Source organism: Streptomyces sp. NPDC001492 (assembly GCF_053597275.1).
In genome coordinates this window covers 86,633-102,647 of sequence record NZ_JBSFHW010000008.1, presented here as the reverse complement: position 1 = coordinate 102,647, position 16,015 = coordinate 86,633, and the positions used below count along the sequence as shown (strand labels likewise).

Sequence of the window (16,015 nt, the reverse complement as noted above, 5' to 3'; positions counted from 1 at the left end):
CAAGGAGTGTCGGCAACGACTGTTTGTCCACAGCACAGACCAGGCGGCGGGTACGCGGCTCGCGTCCGCTCAAGGCCAGAGCTACTCACTCGGACATCGGATGTATTAAGAGGCACATCTCTGTGCTCTGTCTAGTACTAGCGAAAAATTCATGAAAAGAACGAGGAAGAGCCCCAACTTGCGACCCGCCAAGCGAAACGGCGCAACGAATAGATGGGATCTATCGCTGCCCTCTGTGCGCAGAAAACGGCACGGAACGCAGCGCGGCCATTCCGACCGCGCCGCGTTCCGTGCTGTCCTGTCTACGACGGCTACGCGCCCTCCAGCACGATGATGTCGAGGGTCCTGGGCCCGTGCACGCCCTCAACCCGCTCCAGCTCGATGTCGCTGGTCGCCGAGGGGCCCGAGACCAGCGTCAGCGGCCGCGACGGGTCGAGGCGCTGCAGCGCCTCGGGCACGTCGGGTGCGATCTGATCGGCCCGGACCAGGCAGATGTGCTGGTCCGGGAGCAGCGTCAGGGCCCGCCGCCCCTGGCCAGGACCGTGGTCGAGGGCCACGGTGCCGGTGACGGCGATGGCCGCGGCGACCGTGGTGAGGACGGCGTCGGCAGCGTCGAGCTGTCCGACGGTCAGCGGCGGGACGTCCGCCAGCAGCGACCAGGGCCCGTCCGGGACCAGGTCGTCGTCAAGCCCGGACGGCACCACCAGGGAGCGTGCTCCGGTACGGGCGAGCGCGCGGCCCACGGCCGCCGCGGCATCGGAGGCCGGCACCCGGACCACCGTGGCGCGGTACTCGGCCGCACGCTCGGCGAACAGCCCCACGACGTCCTCTCCCGCAGGGTCGGCGCGGCGACCATGCGGAGGTGGCAGATCATCGGGACGCTCGGTGCCGGGAACACCGGACAGCGCTCCCCGAACCGCGCTCAGGACGGTCTCGCGGCCGTTCATCGTCATCCCTCCCCTCCCGCCGTCGTACGGCTGTCTTCTCTCCTGCGGGTTCTCGTACGGCGCCACCAGGCGCGCAGTGACTCCTGCGGCGGGGCGGGTGTGTCACGGGTGGCGGACCAGCGGGAGAACGGGCCCGGCAGGGCGCCGATCCGGCCGCCCCGGCCCACCAGCCGGCCTCCCAGGGCGGCGAGCCGCTGGGCTGCCGCCAGCCGCCTCGGCGAGGACAGCACGGCGCCCGCGGCTTTCATGGCGAGCGCCTCGGTGGTGGGGAGCAGCCGATCGCGGCGTTTGGCCTCCACCGCCTCGGCCCTCAGGTGGACCAGCACCTCGGGGATGTCGATTTTCACCGGGCACGCGTCGTAGCAGGCACCGCACAGAGTCGAGGCGAAGGGCAGCGAGGCCGCGTTCTCGACGCCGACGAGCTGCGGGGTGAGCACGGCGCCGATCGGGCCGGGGTACACCGAGCCGTAGGCGTGGCCGCCGGTGCGCTCGTAGACGGGGCAGACGTTCAGGCAGGCGGAGCAGCGGATACAGGAGAGCGCCTGGCGTCCGACCTCGTCGGCGAGGGTCCCGGTGCGGCCGTTGTCGAGGAGGATCAGATGGAAGTTCTGCGGGCCGTCGCCCTCGGTGACACCCGTCCACAGCGAGGTGTACGGGTTCATCCGCTCCCCTGTGGACGACCGCGGCAGCAGCTGGAGGAAGACGTCCAGGTCGGAGAAGGACGGAAGCACCTTCTCGATCCCCATGACGGTGATCAGCGTCTGCGGCAGGGTCAGGCACATCCGCCCGTTGCCCTCCGACTCCACGACCACGACCGTTCCGGTGTCGGCAGCGGCGAAGTTGGCTCCGGAGACGGCGACCTTGGCCCGCAGGAACTTCTCCCGCAGGTGCAGCCGGGCCGCCTCGGCGAGGTCACGGGGGTCGTCGGTGAGCTCTTCGGGGGCCGGACTGCCCCACTCCCCCATCTCCCGGCGGAAGATCTCCCGGATCTCAGAGCGGCCCCGGTGGATGGCCGGCACGAGGATGTGCGACGGGCGGTCGCCGCCCAACTGCACGATGAGTTCCGCGAGATCCGTCTCGTAGGCGCGGATGCACGCGTCCGCCAGCGCCTCGTTGAGACCGATCTCCTGGGTCGCCATCGACTTGACCTTGACGACCTCGTCCTGACCGGTCTGCTTCACGAGGGCGGTCACGATGCGGTTGGCCTCGGTGGCGTCCGCCGCCCAGTGGACCACTCCGCCCGCGGCCGTGACCGCCTTCTCCAGGCGCAGGAGATGGTGGTCGAGGTGGCGCAGGGTGTGGCGTTTGACCGCGGCGGCCTTCTCCCGCAGTTCCTCCCAGTCCTCCAGTTCGGCGGTGGCCGCCAGCCGCTTGTCCCGGATGGTGCCGGTCGCCCGGCGCAGGTTCGCCCGCAGCCGGGTGTCGGCGAGTGCGGTGCGCGCCGCGTCGGGGAAGGCCGGCGTGCCCAGCCATACGACGTTGTCGGCGCCGCTCACCGTACGTTCCCTTCAGTGGAGGCCAGGATCTCGGCCAGGTGCATCGTGCCGACGCCGGTACGCAGCCGGGACAGGCCGCCGCCGATGTGGGTGAGGCAGGAGTTGTCGCCCGCGCACAGGAACTCGGCGCCGGTGTCCAGGACATGGCGCATCTTGTCGGCCAGCATGGCGTTGGACACGTCCGCGTTCTTCAGCGCGAAGGTGCCGCCGAATCCGCAGCAGGACTCCGCGGCGGGCAGTTCGACGAGGTCGATGCCCTTCACGGCACGCAGCAGCTTCAGCGGCCGGTCGCCCACCCGGAGCATGCGCAGCGAGTGGCAGGTCGGGTGGTAGGTGACCCGGTGCGGGAAGTAGGCGCCTACATCGGTGAGACCGAGGACGTCGACCAGCAGTTCCGACAGCTCGTACACCGTCGGGACCACGCGCTCGACAGCCTCGGTGAGGGCGGCGTCCCCGTACTGGGCGGCCACCACGCGGTGGTGATCGCGGACCATGCCCGCGCAGGAGCCGGAGGGGACGACCACGGCGTCGTAACCGGCGAAGACCTCGGCGAAGCGGCGCACCATGGGGAGCGTCTCGGGGCGGTAGCCGGTGTTGAAGTGCATCTGGCCGCAGCAGGTCTGGGCCTGCGGGAACTCGACGGTGTGGCCGAGGCGTTCCAGCAGCGCGGTCACGGCCTTGCCGGTGCGGGGGAACATGGTGTCGTTGAAACAGGTGATGAAGAGGGCTATGCGCATGGGGTTTCCCGGGGCGGACTGGGGGTGCGCAGCCGGCCGTGATCGGCACCGGTCACAGCTGCCACACCACCGGCAGTGAGGCGTCCGCGCCCTGCGCGGAGTAGTCGTGGACGACGTCGAGCAGGTCGGCCATCCGGGCCTGCCAGGCGATGTTGACGGGCAGCTTGTCCAGTTCCGCGATCATCGCCGGGTAGTCCGCAACGTCCAACAGGTGGAAGAGGTCGGTGCCGCTTCGCCAGATCGTCCACTCGCTCACCCCAGCCGCGCGGATGGCGGCGGTCAGCTCCTCGGGTACCTCCCGGTGCGCCGCCTCGTACTCCTCGACGCGATCGGCACGGACCTTGGTGTGCAGGGCGACCCTCATGACGGCTCCTTCGACGGTGTGGTGACGGGGACGGGTGTGCCGGGCGCAAGCAGTCCCTCGGCGCGCAACTCGTCCCACAGCGCGTCCGGGACTGGGTGGCGCAACTGCTCGACGGTGTCGCGCACCTCTTCGGGGGAGCGGGCCCCGGTCAGGACGCTCGCGACCGTGGGGTGGCCGAAGGGGAAGAGCAGCGCGGCGGCCCGCAGCGGCACACCGTGGCGTTCGGAGACCGCCAGCAGCCGCAGCGCCCGGTCGAGCACCGGCTGCGGAGCAGGTGCGTAGTCGTAGGTGGCGCCGGGCCGGGGCGCGGTGAGCAGCCCGGAATTGAACACCCCGCCGATGACGACACTACGGCCGCGGGCGGCTGCCTCCGGGAGCAGTTCGGCCAGCCCGTCCTGTTCGAGGAGGGTGTAACGGCCGGCGAGCAGCACCACGTCGGTGTCGGTCTCGCGCACGAACCGGGCGGGCAGCGCGGACTGGTTCATCCCGACGCCGATCGCGCCGATCACGCCTTCGTCGCGCAGCCGCTCCAGTGCCGGGTAGGCCTCGCGCAGGGCCTGCTCGGCGTGGTCGTCCGGGTCGTGCAACAGGGCCACGTCGACGCGGTCGACACCGAGGCGTTCCAGACTCGCTTCCAGGGAGCGCAGCACCCCGTCGGCGCTGAAGTCCCAGACGCGGCGGTGGGTGGCCGGGACGGCGAAGCCATGGGCGATATCGTCGCCGGCACCGCCCTGCGGGTCCGGCACGAGCAGCCGGCCCACCTTGGTGGAGAGGGTGTAGGCGTCCCGGGGGCGTTCGCGCAGCGCGGCGCCGAGCCGCCGTTCCGACAGACCGAGACCGTAGTGGGGTGCGGTGTCGAACGTGCGGATGCCGACGTCCCAGGCCGCGTCCACCGTGGCCTGGGCGGCCTCGTCGGTGACCGGGTGGAAGAGGTTGCCGAGGGCGGCACAGCCCAGCGCCAGCTCCGTGACCGGTACCGCGCTGCCGCCCAGCGTGGTGGTTCTCATGACCGTTCCGCCGGGCGCAGCCGCAGCCCCTGCATACCGCCGTCCACCGCGAGCGAGGTGCCGGTGACCGACGCGGCGGCCGGACTCGCCAGATAGACAATGGCCGCGGCCACCTCGTCCGGGGTGACCAGTCGTCCCATGGGCTGGCGGGCGTTGAGGGCGGCGCGCTCGGCCTCGGGGTCGTCCGCGGCGTCGAGGAGCCGGGAGACCCAGGGTGTGTCGGCGGTGCCGGGGTTGACGCAGTTGACCCGGATGCCCTCACGGACGTGGTCGGCGGCCATGGCGAGCGTCAGGGAGAGAACCGCGCCCTTGCTGGCGCAGTACAGGGCGCGCTGCGGCAAGCCCGCGGTGGCGCCGATCGAACAGGTGTTGACGACCGCCGCATGGGATGAACGCCGTAGATGGGGCAGGGCGGCGCGGGTGGTGCGCACGATGCCGAGGACGTTGACGTCGAGGACCCGGTGCCAGACCTCGTCCGGGTTGTCCTCGACGGTTCCGATGGCGCCCATGCCGGCGTTGTTCACGAGGATGTCCAGGCCGCCGAGCCGTTCGGCTGCCTGTTCCACGGCGGCGCGCACCGAGGCGTCGTCCGTGACGTCGGCCCGCAGGCCCAGCAGCGGTTCGCTGACCGCGGCCGGGTCGAGGTCGAGCACGGCCACCGCCGCGCCCCGACCGGCCAGTGCGCGGGCCGTGGCGAGGCCGATGCCGGACGCGCCCCCGGTGACGACGGCCCTGAGGCCCGAAAGATCGGTCATGCCGTCTCTCCCTGTGCGGCGCGGTCGGCCACCCAGAACGTGCCGTCCGGGAAGCGGTACTCGGCGATGGACTGCTCCCGCATGGTGGCGGAGAAGCCGGGGGCGAGCGGTGCGGTGTAGTGACCGTCGCGGATCACCACGGGCGCGGTGAAGTGCTGGTGGAGGTGGTCGACGTACTCGATGACCCGGTTCTCGGTGGTGCCGGACAGCGCCAGGTAGTCGAACATCGACAGGTGCTGCACCAGCTCGCACAGACCGACGCCTCCGGCGTGCGGGCAGACGGGCACCCCGAACTTCGCGGCGAGCAGCAGGATCGCGAGGTTCTCGTTGACCCCGCCGACGCGGGCAGCGTCGATCTGCAGGACGTCGATGGCGCCGGCCTGGAGCAGCTGCTTGAAGACGATGCGGTTCTGGACGTGCTCGCCGGTGGCGACCTTCACGGGGGCCACCGCCTGCCGTACGGTCGCGTGGCCGAGGACGTCGTCGGGGCTGGTGGGCTCCTCGATCCAGTACGGGTCGAACTCGGCGAGCGCCTGGGTCCACTCGATCGCTTCGCCCACGTTCCACCGCTGGTTGGCGTCGATGGCGATGCGGATGTCGTCGCCGACGGCGGCACGGGCGGTGCGCATCCGTCGGATGTCGTCGTTCAGGTCGGCACCGACCTTGAGCTTGATCTGGGTGAAGCCGTCGGCGACGGCCTGCTTGGCCAGCCGGGTGAGCTTGTCGTCGGAGTAGCCGAGCCAGCCCGGGGAGGTGGTGTAGCCGGGGTAGCCGCGCTCCAGCAGGACGTCCTCGCGCTCCGCGAGCCCGGTGCGACCGTCGCGCAGCAGTTGGAGGGCGTCCCCTGGAGTGAGGGCGTCGGCGATGTAGCGGAAGTCGACCTGGGAGACCAGCCACTCGGGGTCGGCGTGGGCGAGCAGCCGCCACAGGGGCTCTCCGGCGCGCTTGGCCGCGAGGTCCCACACGGCGTTGACGACGGCGCCGATCGCCATGTGCATCACGCCCTTCTCGGGTCCCAGCCAGCGCAGCTGACTGTCACCGATCAGGTCGCGGCTCAGGGAGCCGGGGTCGGCGCACAACTCCTGGACGGAGCGGCCCATGAGATGGGGCCGCAGTGCGCCGATCGCGGCGACCTGGACGTCGTTGCCGCGTCCGATGGTGAAGGTGAAACCGTGGCCCTCGTACCCGTCGCCGGCGTCCGTGCGCAGCACCACATAGGCGGCGGAGTAGTCGGGATCCGGGTTCATCGCGTCGGAACCGTCCAGCTCCCGCGAGGTGGGGAAGCGGACGTCGTACGTGTCGACCGCGATGATCCGGGCGGGTGTTGCAGTCAAGATGGTGCTGCCTTTCACGCTTGGGCGAAGGTCTGGCGCTGGCTGCCGAGACCGTCGACGGAGAGCTCGACGGTGTCGCCGGAGCGCAGGAAGGGAGTGCCGGGAAGACCCAGTGCCACGCCCGCGGGCGTACCGGTGTTGATCACGTCACCCGGTTCCAGGACCATGTACTGGCTCAGGTAGGACACGATGTGGTCGACCTGGAAGATCATGTCGCTGGTGTGGCCGTCCTGCCGCTTCACGCCGTTGACGCTCAGGTGCAGGCCGAGGTTCTGCGGGTCGCCGACCTCGTCCGCCGTGACCAGCCACGGGCCGAGCGGGTTGAAGGTCTCGCAGGACTTGCCCAGGTCCCACTGCGGTGAGTACTCCAGCTGGAACTCGCGCTCCGAGACGTCATGGCTGATCGCGTATCCCGCGATCACGTCCCGCGCGGCCTGCGGTCCGTCGAGGTAGCGGGCCCGCTGTCCGATGACGACGGCGAGTTCGACCTCCCAGTCGGTCTTCACCGACCCCCGGGGGATCAGCACCTCGTCGTACGGGCCGACGACCGTTCCCGGGTCTTTCATGAACACCACGGGACGCGGCGGGATCGGCGCGCCGGTCTCGGCGGCGTGGTCGCGGTAGTTCAGGCCGATGCAGACGATCTTGCCGGGGCGGGCCACAGGTGCGCCGACGCGCAGACCGTCCGCGTCGAGTTCGGGCAGTTCTCCCGCCGTGACGGCCGCGCGGGCCCGGTCGACTCCACCGGAGGCGAGGAAGGCGCCGTCGATGTCCGGGGTCAAGGAGGACAGGTCCAGCAGTCGGCCGTCCTCGGTGTGGACCGCCGGGCGCTCCTCACCGGGGGCGCCGACTCGTAGCAGTTTCACTGGGGAGCTCCCTTGCCATGCGGGTTCGTCTCAGAGGCCGGCGGCCGTCGGGCCGGGCCGCCTGCGGTGCGCCGGGCGGGAGCTCTCGGAGGAGCCTCACCCCCTGCACCTCGCCAGTCATCGGATGAATGGCGGCACGGTGACCTTAGGCCGCAGAGATCGCGCCTGGCAATGGATTCCTCGGATGTATTTGGTCGATGTTGCCGGTCAAGCCTCCCAAGGAGGCACATCCTCCGCGATTACATACGACCAAGCAGGGGACACGCGGTCTGCCATCCGATGAATCCAGAGGTGAGCCACAAGGTCGTCCCCCCTGGTGAGAGCGGGTCGAGTCGACCCATGGACGGACCGCTGTACCGCTTCGCGGCGCATGGGTGCGCCTCGCCGTGACCGAATCGTGAACTGTCGCCGTGCGTCACCCTCACCGGCGGATTCAGTGAAGACGCAGGCCAGACGAGAACCAACGCAGCGTAACGAGGCCGGAACGACACCTCGATGCCTGCGCGGGATGCGCGGTAAATCTCTGGCAGCGACCTCTTGTCAACGACCGCAACGCCGTCGTAACGTCCTCGTCGTCCGAGATACATCGGAGGAATGGCTCGCCATCCAGGACGCCGTTCGGCTCGCAATCCGGCCGGTCGTTTCGCCTCCGCACCTCGGTCTCCGGTCGACCCTCACACCCGCCCTTCTCAGGGACGATCTGCGCGTCTTCCGCGCCGGATCGGCACCTGCCCGTCCGACGACCTCGCCCCTCCCCCCAGGCAGGTACACCCCCTCCCACCGTCGCCCTGCGGCCCTGTGCCCCTGGCTAAGGAGAGATCACGGCCATGAAGCTCGCTCACCCCCGCTCCACCGCCGCAGCCGTCAGCGTCCTCGCGGTGCTGGCCCTCGCCACCGCCTGCAACCGCGCGAGCACCACCTCGGTCGCCTCCGGCGGCGACAAGCCCGCCATCGGCATCGACCTGCCGCGCTCCGACTCCGACTTCTGGAACTCCTACGCCGAGTACGTGAAGAAGGACGTCAAGACCGACGGCATCAACGCCCTGCCGCTGAGCAACTCGCAGAACGACGTCACCAAGCTGGTCGCCAACGTCCAGGTGTTCCAGAACACCGGCGCCAAGGCGGTCGTCATGGCCCCGCAGGACACCGGTGCGATCGCCTCCACCCTCGACACCCTCGCGTCGAAGAAGATCCCGGTGGTCAGCGTCGACACCAGACCCGACAAGGGCGATGTCTACATGGTGGTCCGTGCCGACAACCGGGCCTACGGCACCAAGGCCTGCGAGTTCCTCGGCAAGCAGCTGGGCGGCAAGGGCAAGGTCGCCGAGCTGCAGGGCGCCCTGGACTCCATCAACGGTCGCGACCGCTCCGAGGCCTTCGCGGAGTGCATGAAGACCAAGTTCCCGAAGATCAAGGTCTTCGAGCTGCCCACCGACTGGAAGGGCGACGTCGCCTCCGCGAAGCTGCAGTCGCTCCTCGCCCAGAACAAGGACCTGAACGGCATATACATGCAGGCCGGCGGTGTCTTCCTCCAGCCGACCCTTGCCCTGCTGGAGCAGAAGAACCTGCTCAAGCCCGCTGGGCAGAAGGGCCACATCAGCATCGTCTCCAACGACGGCATCCCGCAGGAGTTCGACGCCATTCGCAAGGGCCAGATCGACGCCACCGTCTCCCAGCCCGCCGACCTCTACGCCAAGTACGCGCTGTACTACGCCAATGCCGCGGCCGAGGGCAAGACCTTCAAGCCGGGGGCGACCGACCACGGCTCCACCATCATCAAGCTGCCCAACGGCCTCGAGGACCAGCTCCCGGCCCCGCTGGTCACCAAGGACAACGTCGACGACAAGGCCCTGTGGGGCAACAACGTGGGCTGATGACGGTCAGGTCCCGCCCTCCGCATCGGGGGGCGAGGACCACATCCTCCGTCTCCCCACGCCCGCGCCCCTGGCCCCAGCCTCCGTACGCAAAGGACGGTATCCACCATGGCGGACACCGCGACCGGCCCCGGCACCCCGGCCCCGGTGGCCGAGGCGACCGGCATCAGCAAACGCTTCGGCGCGACCGTCGCCCTGCGCGAAGCCCGCATCACCGTCGCCCCGGGCGAGTCGCACGCCCTGGTCGGACGCAACGGCGCCGGCAAGTCCACGCTGGTGTCCATCCTCACCGGCCTCCAGCAACCCGACACCGGAACCCTGCGCTTCTCCGGTGAGCCCGCACCCGCCTTCGGTGACATCGACGCCTGGCGCTCCCGTGTCGCCTGTGTCTACCAGCGCTCCACCATCATCGGGGAACTGACCGTCGCCGAGAACCTCTTCCTGAACCGGCAGAGCGGCAGGGCGATGCAGCCCATCCGCTGGAAGCAACTGCGGCTGCGTGCGGAGGAGTTGCTCGGCGAGTACGGCGTGGCCGTCGACCCCGCCGCCCGGGCCAGGGACCTCACCGTCGAGCAGCGGCAGTTCGTGGAGATCGCCCGGGCGCTGTCCTTCGGCGCACGCTTCATCATCCTCGACGAGCCGACCGCCAAACTCGACGCCCGCGGCATCGACCGGCTCTTCGGAAAACTCCATGACCTCCAGGACCAGGGCGTCGCCTTCCTCTTCATCTCGCACCACCTGCAAGAGGTGTACGACCTCTGCACCACGGTCACGGTCTACCGCGACGCGAGCCACATCCTCACCGCGCCCGTCGCCGAACTCGGGCACCAGGCACTGGTGGAGGCCATGACCGGCGAGCCCGCCCACACGGCCATCGCCACGGCGGGCGGGGCCCGGGCCGCGCGGCCCGACGCCGAGGAACTGCTGACGATCGACGGCCTGACACTGCCCGGCGTCTGCGAGGACATCTCCCTCTCGGTCCGCTCCGGCGAGGTCGTCGGACTCGCCGGCGCCACCGCCAGCGGCAATGTGCAGGTGGGTGAGGCGATCGCCGGCCTGCACCGCGCCGAGGACGGCCGCATTGCGGTCGGCGGCAGGAGCGTACGCACCGGCAGCGTGCCGTCCGCGCTCACCGCCGGAGTCGGACTGGTCCCCGAGGACCGCCACCTTCAGGGACTGGTGAACAACCGCAGCGTGGCGGAGAACGCGACGCTCACCGTCACCGACCAGCTCGGTCCGTTCGGCACGGTCCTGCCGGCCCGCACCAAGGCGTTCGCCGGGCGCATGATCCGCGACCTCGACATCAAGACCCCGGGAGCCGCGACCCCGGTCTCCGCCCTCTCGGGCGGCAACCAGCAGAAGGTCGTCGTCGCCCGTGCGCTGGCCACCGACCCGCACGTCCTGGTGGCCATCCGGCCCACCAACGGGGTGGACGTCAAGTCCAAGGAATTCCTCCTCGGCCGTATCCGGCAGGTCGCGGACGGCGGCAAGGCCGCACTGATCGTCTCCGACGAGCTGGACGACCTGAGGGTCTGTGATCGGGTCGTCGTCATGTTCCACGGACGCGTGGTCGCCGAGTTCGACCGCGGCTGGAAGGACGAAGCCGTCGTCGCCGCCATCGAAGGCGTCAGCGGCGACTCGGCCCCCGCCACCGCGTCCCCCGCATCCGCCGTAACCGCCTCAACCCGCGCAGACGAGCACGGAAGGTAGTCATGTCCGCCACCACAGATCTCACCGACCCCGAAGTGGGCAAGGCCGCGCCTGTCGCCGCGCCCACCACGCCCCGCCGGGTCGACCTCGGGCGCTTCCGTGAACTGTCCCTGGTTCCGGCGATCCTCGTGCTCGGCCTGATCGGGTTCATCGTCTCGCCGGCCTTCCTGACCGCCGACAACCTCATCGGTGTGGCCCAGCAGTCCACCGAACTGAGCCTGCTCGTGCTCGCCACGACCTTCATCCTGGTCGCCGGGCGGATGGACCTGTCACTCGAATCCACCATCGGCGTGGCCCCCGTCATCGCCGTGTGGCTCGTCCTGCCGACCAGCGGCGGCCGGTTCAACGGGCTGGGTCTCTTTCCGGAGTGGGCAGCGATCCCCCTCTGTCTGCTGATCGGCGCACTGATCGGTGCCGTCAACGGCTTCCTCATCCTCACCCTGCGACTCAACGGCTTCATCGTCACCCTCGGCGCCCTGACCATGCTCCGCGGCCTCCAGGTCGCCCTCTCCCAGGGGCAGTCGATCGTCGAACTACCCTCCTCCTTCACCTACTTGGGCAGGACCTCCTGGATGGGCGTACCCGCCGCCATCTGGGTGTGCGCGCTGCTCTTCGCCCTCGGCGGCAGTGCACTGGCCTGGCTCCGGCACGGCCGCGCGCTGTACGCGATCGGCGGCAACGCGGAGGCCGCCCGCACCGCGGGCATCCGCGTCGACCGCATCGTGTGGATCGTCCTCGTCCTCGGCAGCGTCCTCGCCGCGTTCGCCGGCATCCTCTACAGCGGCCACTACGGCTCCATCTCCGCCACCCAGGGCAGCGGCTGGATCTTCCAGGTCTTCGCCGCGACCGTCATCGGCGGAGTCAGCCTCAACGGCGGCAAGGGCTCCGTCTTCGGCGCCCTCACCGGCGTCCTCACCCTCCAACTGGTCGTCAACGTGATGACTCTGGCGGGCGTACCCCCGCTGTGGAACCAGTTCCTCAACGGCGCCATCATCATCGTCGCCCTGATCATCTCCCGCTTCGCCTCCGGCGAGAAGCAGGAATAGCCACGCACGGCAAGCGGCTCTGCCGGCCTCGAACCAACCCCGGCAGAGCCCGTCCCACTCATCCCCGGCACGGAGAGGCACGCCCGTGGCACTGACGGACGATGCGATCGACAAGATCAAGGCGATGATCGTCGACGGCGAACTCGCCCCCGGATCCCGGCTGCCCAGGGAGGAGATCCTCGCCGAACAACTCGGCCTGTCCCGCAATTCCCTGCGCGAGGCCGTGCGGGCGCTGACCGCCATGCGGATACTGATCACCCGTCAGGGCGACGGCACGTACGTCTCCAGCCTGGAGCCCCACCTGCTGCTGGAGAGCCTCTCCTTCGCCGCGGACGTCTCCCAGGGCCACACGGCTCTGCAGCTGCTCCAGGTACGCCGGCTGCTCGAACCGCAGGCGACCGGGCTGGCCGCCGCGCTCCTGAAACCGAAGGACCTCCAGGAACTGCGCAACATCCTCAACCGGTCCCGGACCGTCACCACCGTGGAGGAGTTCGTCGCCCACGACACAGCATTCCACCTCAGGATCGTCGAAGCCGTCGGCAACCCCGTGCTGTCGATGCTGCTGCAAGTGCTCTCCACCCGCACCCAACGGGTCCGTATCGTCCGCGGCAGCAAGACCCGTCACGCCCTGGACAACGCCCACCAGGACCATGAGCAGATACTCGACGCCCTCCAGTCACGCGACGCCCTGCTGGCCGCCTCTGCCGCGACCGTCCACATCACGGCCGTCGAGCAATGGCTCGCCGCCAGTCTGACCGACACCTCCTTGCGAGAAGTCGATTCCTGATGGCATGGTCACGCGGCCCGGACACCACCGTGCTTCCGGAGCGCGCCACTGCGGTCCTGCACCGTGCCGGCACCCAGGCGGACGCGTGCGTCCTGGGGTGACTGTGCAGAAAGGTCCTGAATTCTTGGGGACTCAGCCGGCATCCCCGCGGCCAACCCCCGTTGATCGTCATCTCACCGGCACATAGGTTCCGGGCATGACGAACGTACGGATCGGTGTGATGTACGACCGCGACTGGGCGCCGGAAGAGCTGCCCGGGTTCGCGCGGCGGGCCGAGGCGCTCGGAGTGGACGACCTGTGGGTGGTCGAGGACCTCGGGTGGAACGGCGGAGTCTCGGCGGCGGCGGTCGCCCTGGGAGCGACGGAACGCATCCGGGTGGGCCTCGGCATCGCGCCCGCCCCGCTGCGCAGCCCGGCGCTGCTGGCGATGGAACTGGCCACGTTGGCACGGGTGTTCCCAGGAAGGCTGGTGGCCGGCATCGGGCACGGGGTGCGGGAGTGGATGGTCCAGGTGGGCGTCGCGCCGCGCTCGCCGCTCGCCCTGCTGGAGGAGACGGTCACCTCGGTGCGCGCCCTGCTGCGCGGGCAGCGGGTGGAGCTGGCCGGACGTGAAGTGCGCCTGGAGGGCGTCGAGTTGGTGCATCCCCCGGCCGAGGTGCCGCCGGTGGTCGCCGGCGTCGTACGCCCCCGTTCGCTCGAACTGTCCGGCCGGGTCGCGGACGGCACCGTGATCACCGAGGGGCACGGCCCCGGCGACCTGGAGAACGCCCGTGCGCTGACCGCCAAGGGCGGCGCCGCGCCCGGCCACACCCTGACGGTCCTCGCCTTCGCCTCCGTCGGTGACGACCCCGACGAGGTGGCCCGCGCCCTGCAACCGCACATCGAGGGGCACGCCGCCTGGCTCGGCCGCCCGCGGGACGAGGTGTTCACCGTCGCGGGACCCGCCTCGGCGGCTGCCGAACGGATCGGCCGGCTTGCGGCGGCCGGCGCGGACACGGTCGTACTGCGGATCGCCGGCGCGGAGCCGCTGCGGCAGTTGGAGGCACTGCTGGAGGCGGCCGGGAGGCGGGGCTGAAGGTCAGCGAGGAGAGTGCGGGGAAGGGTGGCGGCGGCGCCTGCGGCGCGCGGTCCTGATCGCACTCGTTCCTGAAGCAACCACTCGGCCCGGGCCTCGCGGGATCCGCAGGACCGGGAGTGGAACGGTCGCACCGAGGGGGCCGACCGGGGCTTCATCGCTCGGGTCGGGCTTCTTCACGGGCAGCAGGAACTCCTCGTAACGGCCGAGTGCAAGCACCATGCCGAGCATGAGAAGCGGGATGATCACGGCGAGCAGTGCCATGGCCGATTCCTCCCCGAGGGTGTGCGTGGAGGGCGGATGCCGGGTTCCCGGCTTTCGGGCCGCAAACCCTGTGTCGGCCTCCGGTCTTCGGGTACGCGGAGCTCACCCCCGAAGATCTGGAGGGAGTCATGCAGCGAGGCAGTGACCGGCTGAGCGTCCACCGCGACGAAGAGATGAAGCACGAACTGCAGGGTCTGCTCCGGTCCGGACACCCGACGCGGACCGAGGAATGGCACGACCCCGAGCCCACCGCCGACGACGACCCTGAGGTCGCGGGCGGTCCGATCGCACCGGGACGCTCCCGCGCGTCCCTGGCCGCGATCCGCACGGAACTGGCCCGGCACCTGAACCGCCGGGTGTTCCCCGCAGGCCCCCGCGAGCTCGTCCACGCACTGCGCCGGGCGTACGCGCCCGACGCGCTGATCGAGCCCGTGGAGCGGCTGCCCCGCACGGCGCGCTACAGCACCGTCCAGGAGCTGGCGGAGGCACTCGCCGGGACCGGCCGGGAGCGAAGGACGTAGGCCCGGACTCGGCCGGATCCCGCGGTCGCCGGAGTACAAGGGCCCGCCGCGGCGCATGAGCCCCGGGCCCGGGGGTACTGCGGGCGGCGTCACCCCGACGACGGCCACCGGCCGGGAACGGAGAAGTACCCACAGTGATGGCAGCGAGCGCGGATTTCGTCAGGGAGGTCATGACACCGGGCGTGGTCGCCGTCCGCCCGGACGCGTCACTCGTCGAGGCGGCGCAGCTGATGCGGTCGCAGGGCATCGGAGATGTGCTGGTGGCCGACGGGCAGCAGGTCGTGGGAGTCCTCACCGATCGTGACATCACGGTGCGGGCGGTGGCGGACGGCGTCGATCCGCTGACGGTGAGCGCACAGTCCGTGTGCACCCCGATCCGGTGCTGGTCGGCCCGGACGATCCCGTCTCGGCCGCCGTGGCGCTCATGCGCGCGCACGCCGTCCGCCGGCTGCCGGTCGTGGAGGACGGGCTGCCGGTCGGGATGGTGAGCCTCGGCGATCTGGCCACGGTGCAGGACCCCGACTCGGCGCTCGCCGAGATCAGCCTTGCCGTGCCCGACGGCCGGGGCAGCGTATGAGCCGGGACCAGGCCGCCGAGATCAGCGCCACCAGTGTCACCGTCGACGTCGGTGATGTGACCACCCGCTATCTGCTGTACGGGCTGCTGCCCGGCTGGTTCGTGCCCGGTCTCGCCGACTGGGTGATGCACCGGCGCAGCCGCATCGAGGACACGGCGGGCACCAAGGAGTCGCTGATCCACTCGCTGATGATGGCGGAGGTCGGCATCCCCATCGCGCTGACCCTGCGCTACGAGGTCAACCCGCTGCTCCTGACGGTGCAGTTGGGCGGCGCCGCGGTGCATGAGGCGACCGCGCTGTGGGACGTGCGTACGGCGGTGAGGAGCGATCGTGAGGTCACCCCGCTGGAGCAGCACATCCACAGCTTCCTTGAGTCGCTGCCGTACGGCGCGCTGTCCGCCCTGATGTGTCTGCATGCCGACCAGGTCAAGGCACTGCTGCGCGGCGGAGCGGGCCGCGCCGACGCCTGGCGTCTGGTGCCGCGCCGCCGCCCGCTGTCCCGCGGCTATCTCGCGGGCATCGCCGCCGCGATCGGCGCCTGTGTGGTGCTGCCGTACGGCGAGGAGCTCGTGCGCTGTGTGCGCGCGGGCCGCCGCAACAAGAAGCGCGCCAGGACCGACGAGGCCAACTGGCGTGCCAGGAAAGGACGTTGAAC

General features: G+C 70.4%; 16 protein-coding genes and 1 pseudogene. 8 read left to right on the top strand and 9 right to left on the bottom strand.

Going from position 1 to position 16,015, the window contains the following annotated elements; translation table 11 throughout:
* Positions 1–311 precede the first annotated feature (311 nt).
* Genes ACWC1K_RS13030 through ACWC1K_RS12995 form a run of 8 tightly spaced genes read right to left on the bottom strand, consistent with a single transcriptional unit; the run spans position 312 to position 7,506 of the window.
* Positions 312–953, bottom strand: a complete 642-nt coding sequence (locus ACWC1K_RS13030) for a LutC/YkgG family protein (RefSeq protein ID WP_450830914.1) — start codon at positions 951–953, stop codon at positions 312–314.
* Positions 950–2,443, bottom strand: coding sequence for a LutB/LldF family L-lactate oxidation iron-sulfur protein (locus ACWC1K_RS13025; RefSeq protein WP_450830912.1), 1,494 nt, complete (start codon positions 2,441–2,443; stop codon positions 950–952). Before ACWC1K_RS13025 ends, ACWC1K_RS13030 begins: the two co-directional genes overlap by 4 nt.
* On the bottom strand, positions 2,440–3,180 hold the full coding sequence (locus ACWC1K_RS13020; RefSeq protein WP_450830910.1) for a (Fe-S)-binding protein: 741 nt from the start codon (positions 3,178–3,180) through the stop codon (positions 2,440–2,442). Before ACWC1K_RS13020 ends, ACWC1K_RS13025 begins: the two co-directional genes overlap by 4 nt.
* A gap of 52 nt (positions 3,181–3,232) precedes the next feature.
* A complete protein-coding gene (locus tag ACWC1K_RS13015; protein ID WP_450830909.1) occupies positions 3,233–3,544 on the bottom strand; it encodes an L-rhamnose mutarotase in 312 nt (103 codons plus the stop codon).
* A complete protein-coding gene (locus ACWC1K_RS13010; protein ID WP_450830907.1) occupies positions 3,541–4,551 on the bottom strand; it encodes an aldo/keto reductase in 1,011 nt (336 codons plus the stop codon). The genes ACWC1K_RS13015 and ACWC1K_RS13010 overlap by 4 nt, the downstream gene beginning before the upstream one ends.
* Positions 4,548–5,306: an SDR family NAD(P)-dependent oxidoreductase gene (locus ACWC1K_RS13005; protein WP_450830905.1), complete on the bottom strand. Its 759-nt coding sequence runs from the start codon at positions 5,304–5,306 to the stop codon at positions 4,548–4,550. The genes ACWC1K_RS13010 and ACWC1K_RS13005 overlap by 4 nt, the downstream gene beginning before the upstream one ends.
* Positions 5,303–6,640, bottom strand: coding sequence for an L-fuconate dehydratase (locus tag ACWC1K_RS13000; RefSeq protein WP_450830904.1), 1,338 nt, complete (start codon positions 6,638–6,640; stop codon positions 5,303–5,305). Before ACWC1K_RS13000 ends, ACWC1K_RS13005 begins: the two co-directional genes overlap by 4 nt.
* A gap of 14 nt (positions 6,641–6,654) precedes the next feature.
* A complete protein-coding gene (locus ACWC1K_RS12995; protein WP_450830902.1) occupies positions 6,655–7,506 on the bottom strand; it encodes a fumarylacetoacetate hydrolase family protein in 852 nt (283 codons plus the stop codon).
* 827 nt (positions 7,507–8,333) lie between these two features.
* Here ACWC1K_RS12995 and ACWC1K_RS12990 point away from each other — a divergent pair.
* The 5 genes from ACWC1K_RS12990 to ACWC1K_RS12970 all read left to right on the top strand — a co-directional run bounded on the left by ACWC1K_RS12990 (position 8,334) and on the right by ACWC1K_RS12970 (position 13,998).
* Positions 8,334–9,380 (top strand): sugar ABC transporter substrate-binding protein, encoded by a 1,047-nt coding sequence (locus ACWC1K_RS12990; RefSeq protein ID WP_450830901.1) that lies wholly within the window; start codon positions 8,334–8,336, stop codon positions 9,378–9,380.
* 108 nt (positions 9,381–9,488) lie between these two features.
* Entirely contained in the window at positions 9,489–11,090 is a 1,602-nt protein-coding gene (locus ACWC1K_RS12985; RefSeq protein WP_450830899.1) for a sugar ABC transporter ATP-binding protein, read from the top strand.
* Positions 11,091–11,092: 2 nt separating this feature from the next.
* Positions 11,093–12,136 (top strand): ABC transporter permease, encoded by a 1,044-nt coding sequence (locus tag ACWC1K_RS12980; RefSeq protein WP_450830897.1) that lies wholly within the window; start codon positions 11,093–11,095, stop codon positions 12,134–12,136.
* An 85-nt stretch (positions 12,137–12,221) separates the two neighbouring features.
* Entirely contained in the window at positions 12,222–12,923 is a 702-nt protein-coding gene (locus ACWC1K_RS12975) for a FadR/GntR family transcriptional regulator (RefSeq protein ID WP_450830895.1), read from the top strand.
* A gap of 196 nt (positions 12,924–13,119) precedes the next feature.
* A complete protein-coding gene (locus ACWC1K_RS12970) occupies positions 13,120–13,998 on the top strand; it encodes an LLM class flavin-dependent oxidoreductase (protein WP_450830893.1) in 879 nt (292 codons plus the stop codon).
* A 3-nt stretch (positions 13,999–14,001) separates the two neighbouring features.
* Here ACWC1K_RS12970 and ACWC1K_RS12965 read toward each other — a convergent pair whose 3' ends face one another.
* A complete protein-coding gene (locus ACWC1K_RS12965; protein ID WP_450830891.1) occupies positions 14,002–14,262 on the bottom strand; it encodes a hypothetical protein in 261 nt (86 codons plus the stop codon).
* A 128-nt stretch (positions 14,263–14,390) separates the two neighbouring features.
* Between ACWC1K_RS12965 and ACWC1K_RS12960 the strand changes: the two genes are divergently transcribed.
* The 3 genes and pseudogenes from ACWC1K_RS12960 (at position 14,391) to ACWC1K_RS12950 (ending at position 16,013) form a co-directional block, all read left to right on the top strand.
* Entirely contained in the window at positions 14,391–14,783 is a 393-nt protein-coding gene (locus tag ACWC1K_RS12960) for a DUF2795 domain-containing protein (protein WP_450830889.1), read from the top strand.
* 137 nt (positions 14,784–14,920) lie between these two features.
* Positions 14,921–15,360 (top strand): annotated as a pseudogene (locus tag ACWC1K_RS12955) (CBS domain-containing protein).
* Positions 15,357–16,013 carry a diguanylate cyclase gene (locus ACWC1K_RS12950; RefSeq protein ID WP_450830887.1) on the top strand — a complete coding sequence of 219 codons (657 nt, stop codon included), beginning with the start codon at positions 15,357–15,359 and terminating at the stop codon, positions 16,011–16,013. The pseudogene ACWC1K_RS12955 and the gene ACWC1K_RS12950 overlap by 4 nt, the downstream one beginning before the upstream one ends.
* Positions 16,014–16,015: the final 2 nt, after the last annotated feature.

Coding starts and splice junctions, on each gene's coding strand:
- ACWC1K_RS13030 (WP_450830914.1), bottom strand. CDS start 953: ATGACGATGAACGGCCGCGAGACCGTCCTGAGCGCGGTTCGGGGAGCG.
- ACWC1K_RS13020 (WP_450830910.1), bottom strand. CDS start 3,180: ATGCGCATAGCCCTCTTCATCACCTGTTTCAACGACACCATGTTCCCC.
- ACWC1K_RS13015 (WP_450830909.1), bottom strand. CDS start 3,544: ATGAGGGTCGCCCTGCACACCAAGGTCCGTGCCGATCGCGTCGAGGAG.
- ACWC1K_RS13010 (WP_450830907.1), bottom strand. CDS start 4,551: ATGAGAACCACCACGCTGGGCGGCAGCGCGGTACCGGTCACGGAGCTG.
- ACWC1K_RS13005 (WP_450830905.1), bottom strand. CDS start 5,306: ATGACCGATCTTTCGGGCCTCAGGGCCGTCGTCACCGGGGGCGCGTCC.
- ACWC1K_RS12990 (WP_450830901.1), top strand. CDS start 8,334: ATGAAGCTCGCTCACCCCCGCTCCACCGCCGCAGCCGTCAGCGTCCTC.
- ACWC1K_RS12985 (WP_450830899.1), top strand. CDS start 9,489: ATGGCGGACACCGCGACCGGCCCCGGCACCCCGGCCCCGGTGGCCGAG.
- ACWC1K_RS12980 (WP_450830897.1), top strand. CDS start 11,093: ATGTCCGCCACCACAGATCTCACCGACCCCGAAGTGGGCAAGGCCGCG.
- ACWC1K_RS12970 (WP_450830893.1), top strand. CDS start 13,120: ATGACGAACGTACGGATCGGTGTGATGTACGACCGCGACTGGGCGCCG.
- ACWC1K_RS12965 (WP_450830891.1), bottom strand. CDS start 14,262: ATGGCACTGCTCGCCGTGATCATCCCGCTTCTCATGCTCGGCATGGTG.
- ACWC1K_RS12960 (WP_450830889.1), top strand. CDS start 14,391: ATGCAGCGAGGCAGTGACCGGCTGAGCGTCCACCGCGACGAAGAGATG.
- ACWC1K_RS12950 (WP_450830887.1), top strand. CDS start 15,357: ATGAGCCGGGACCAGGCCGCCGAGATCAGCGCCACCAGTGTCACCGTC.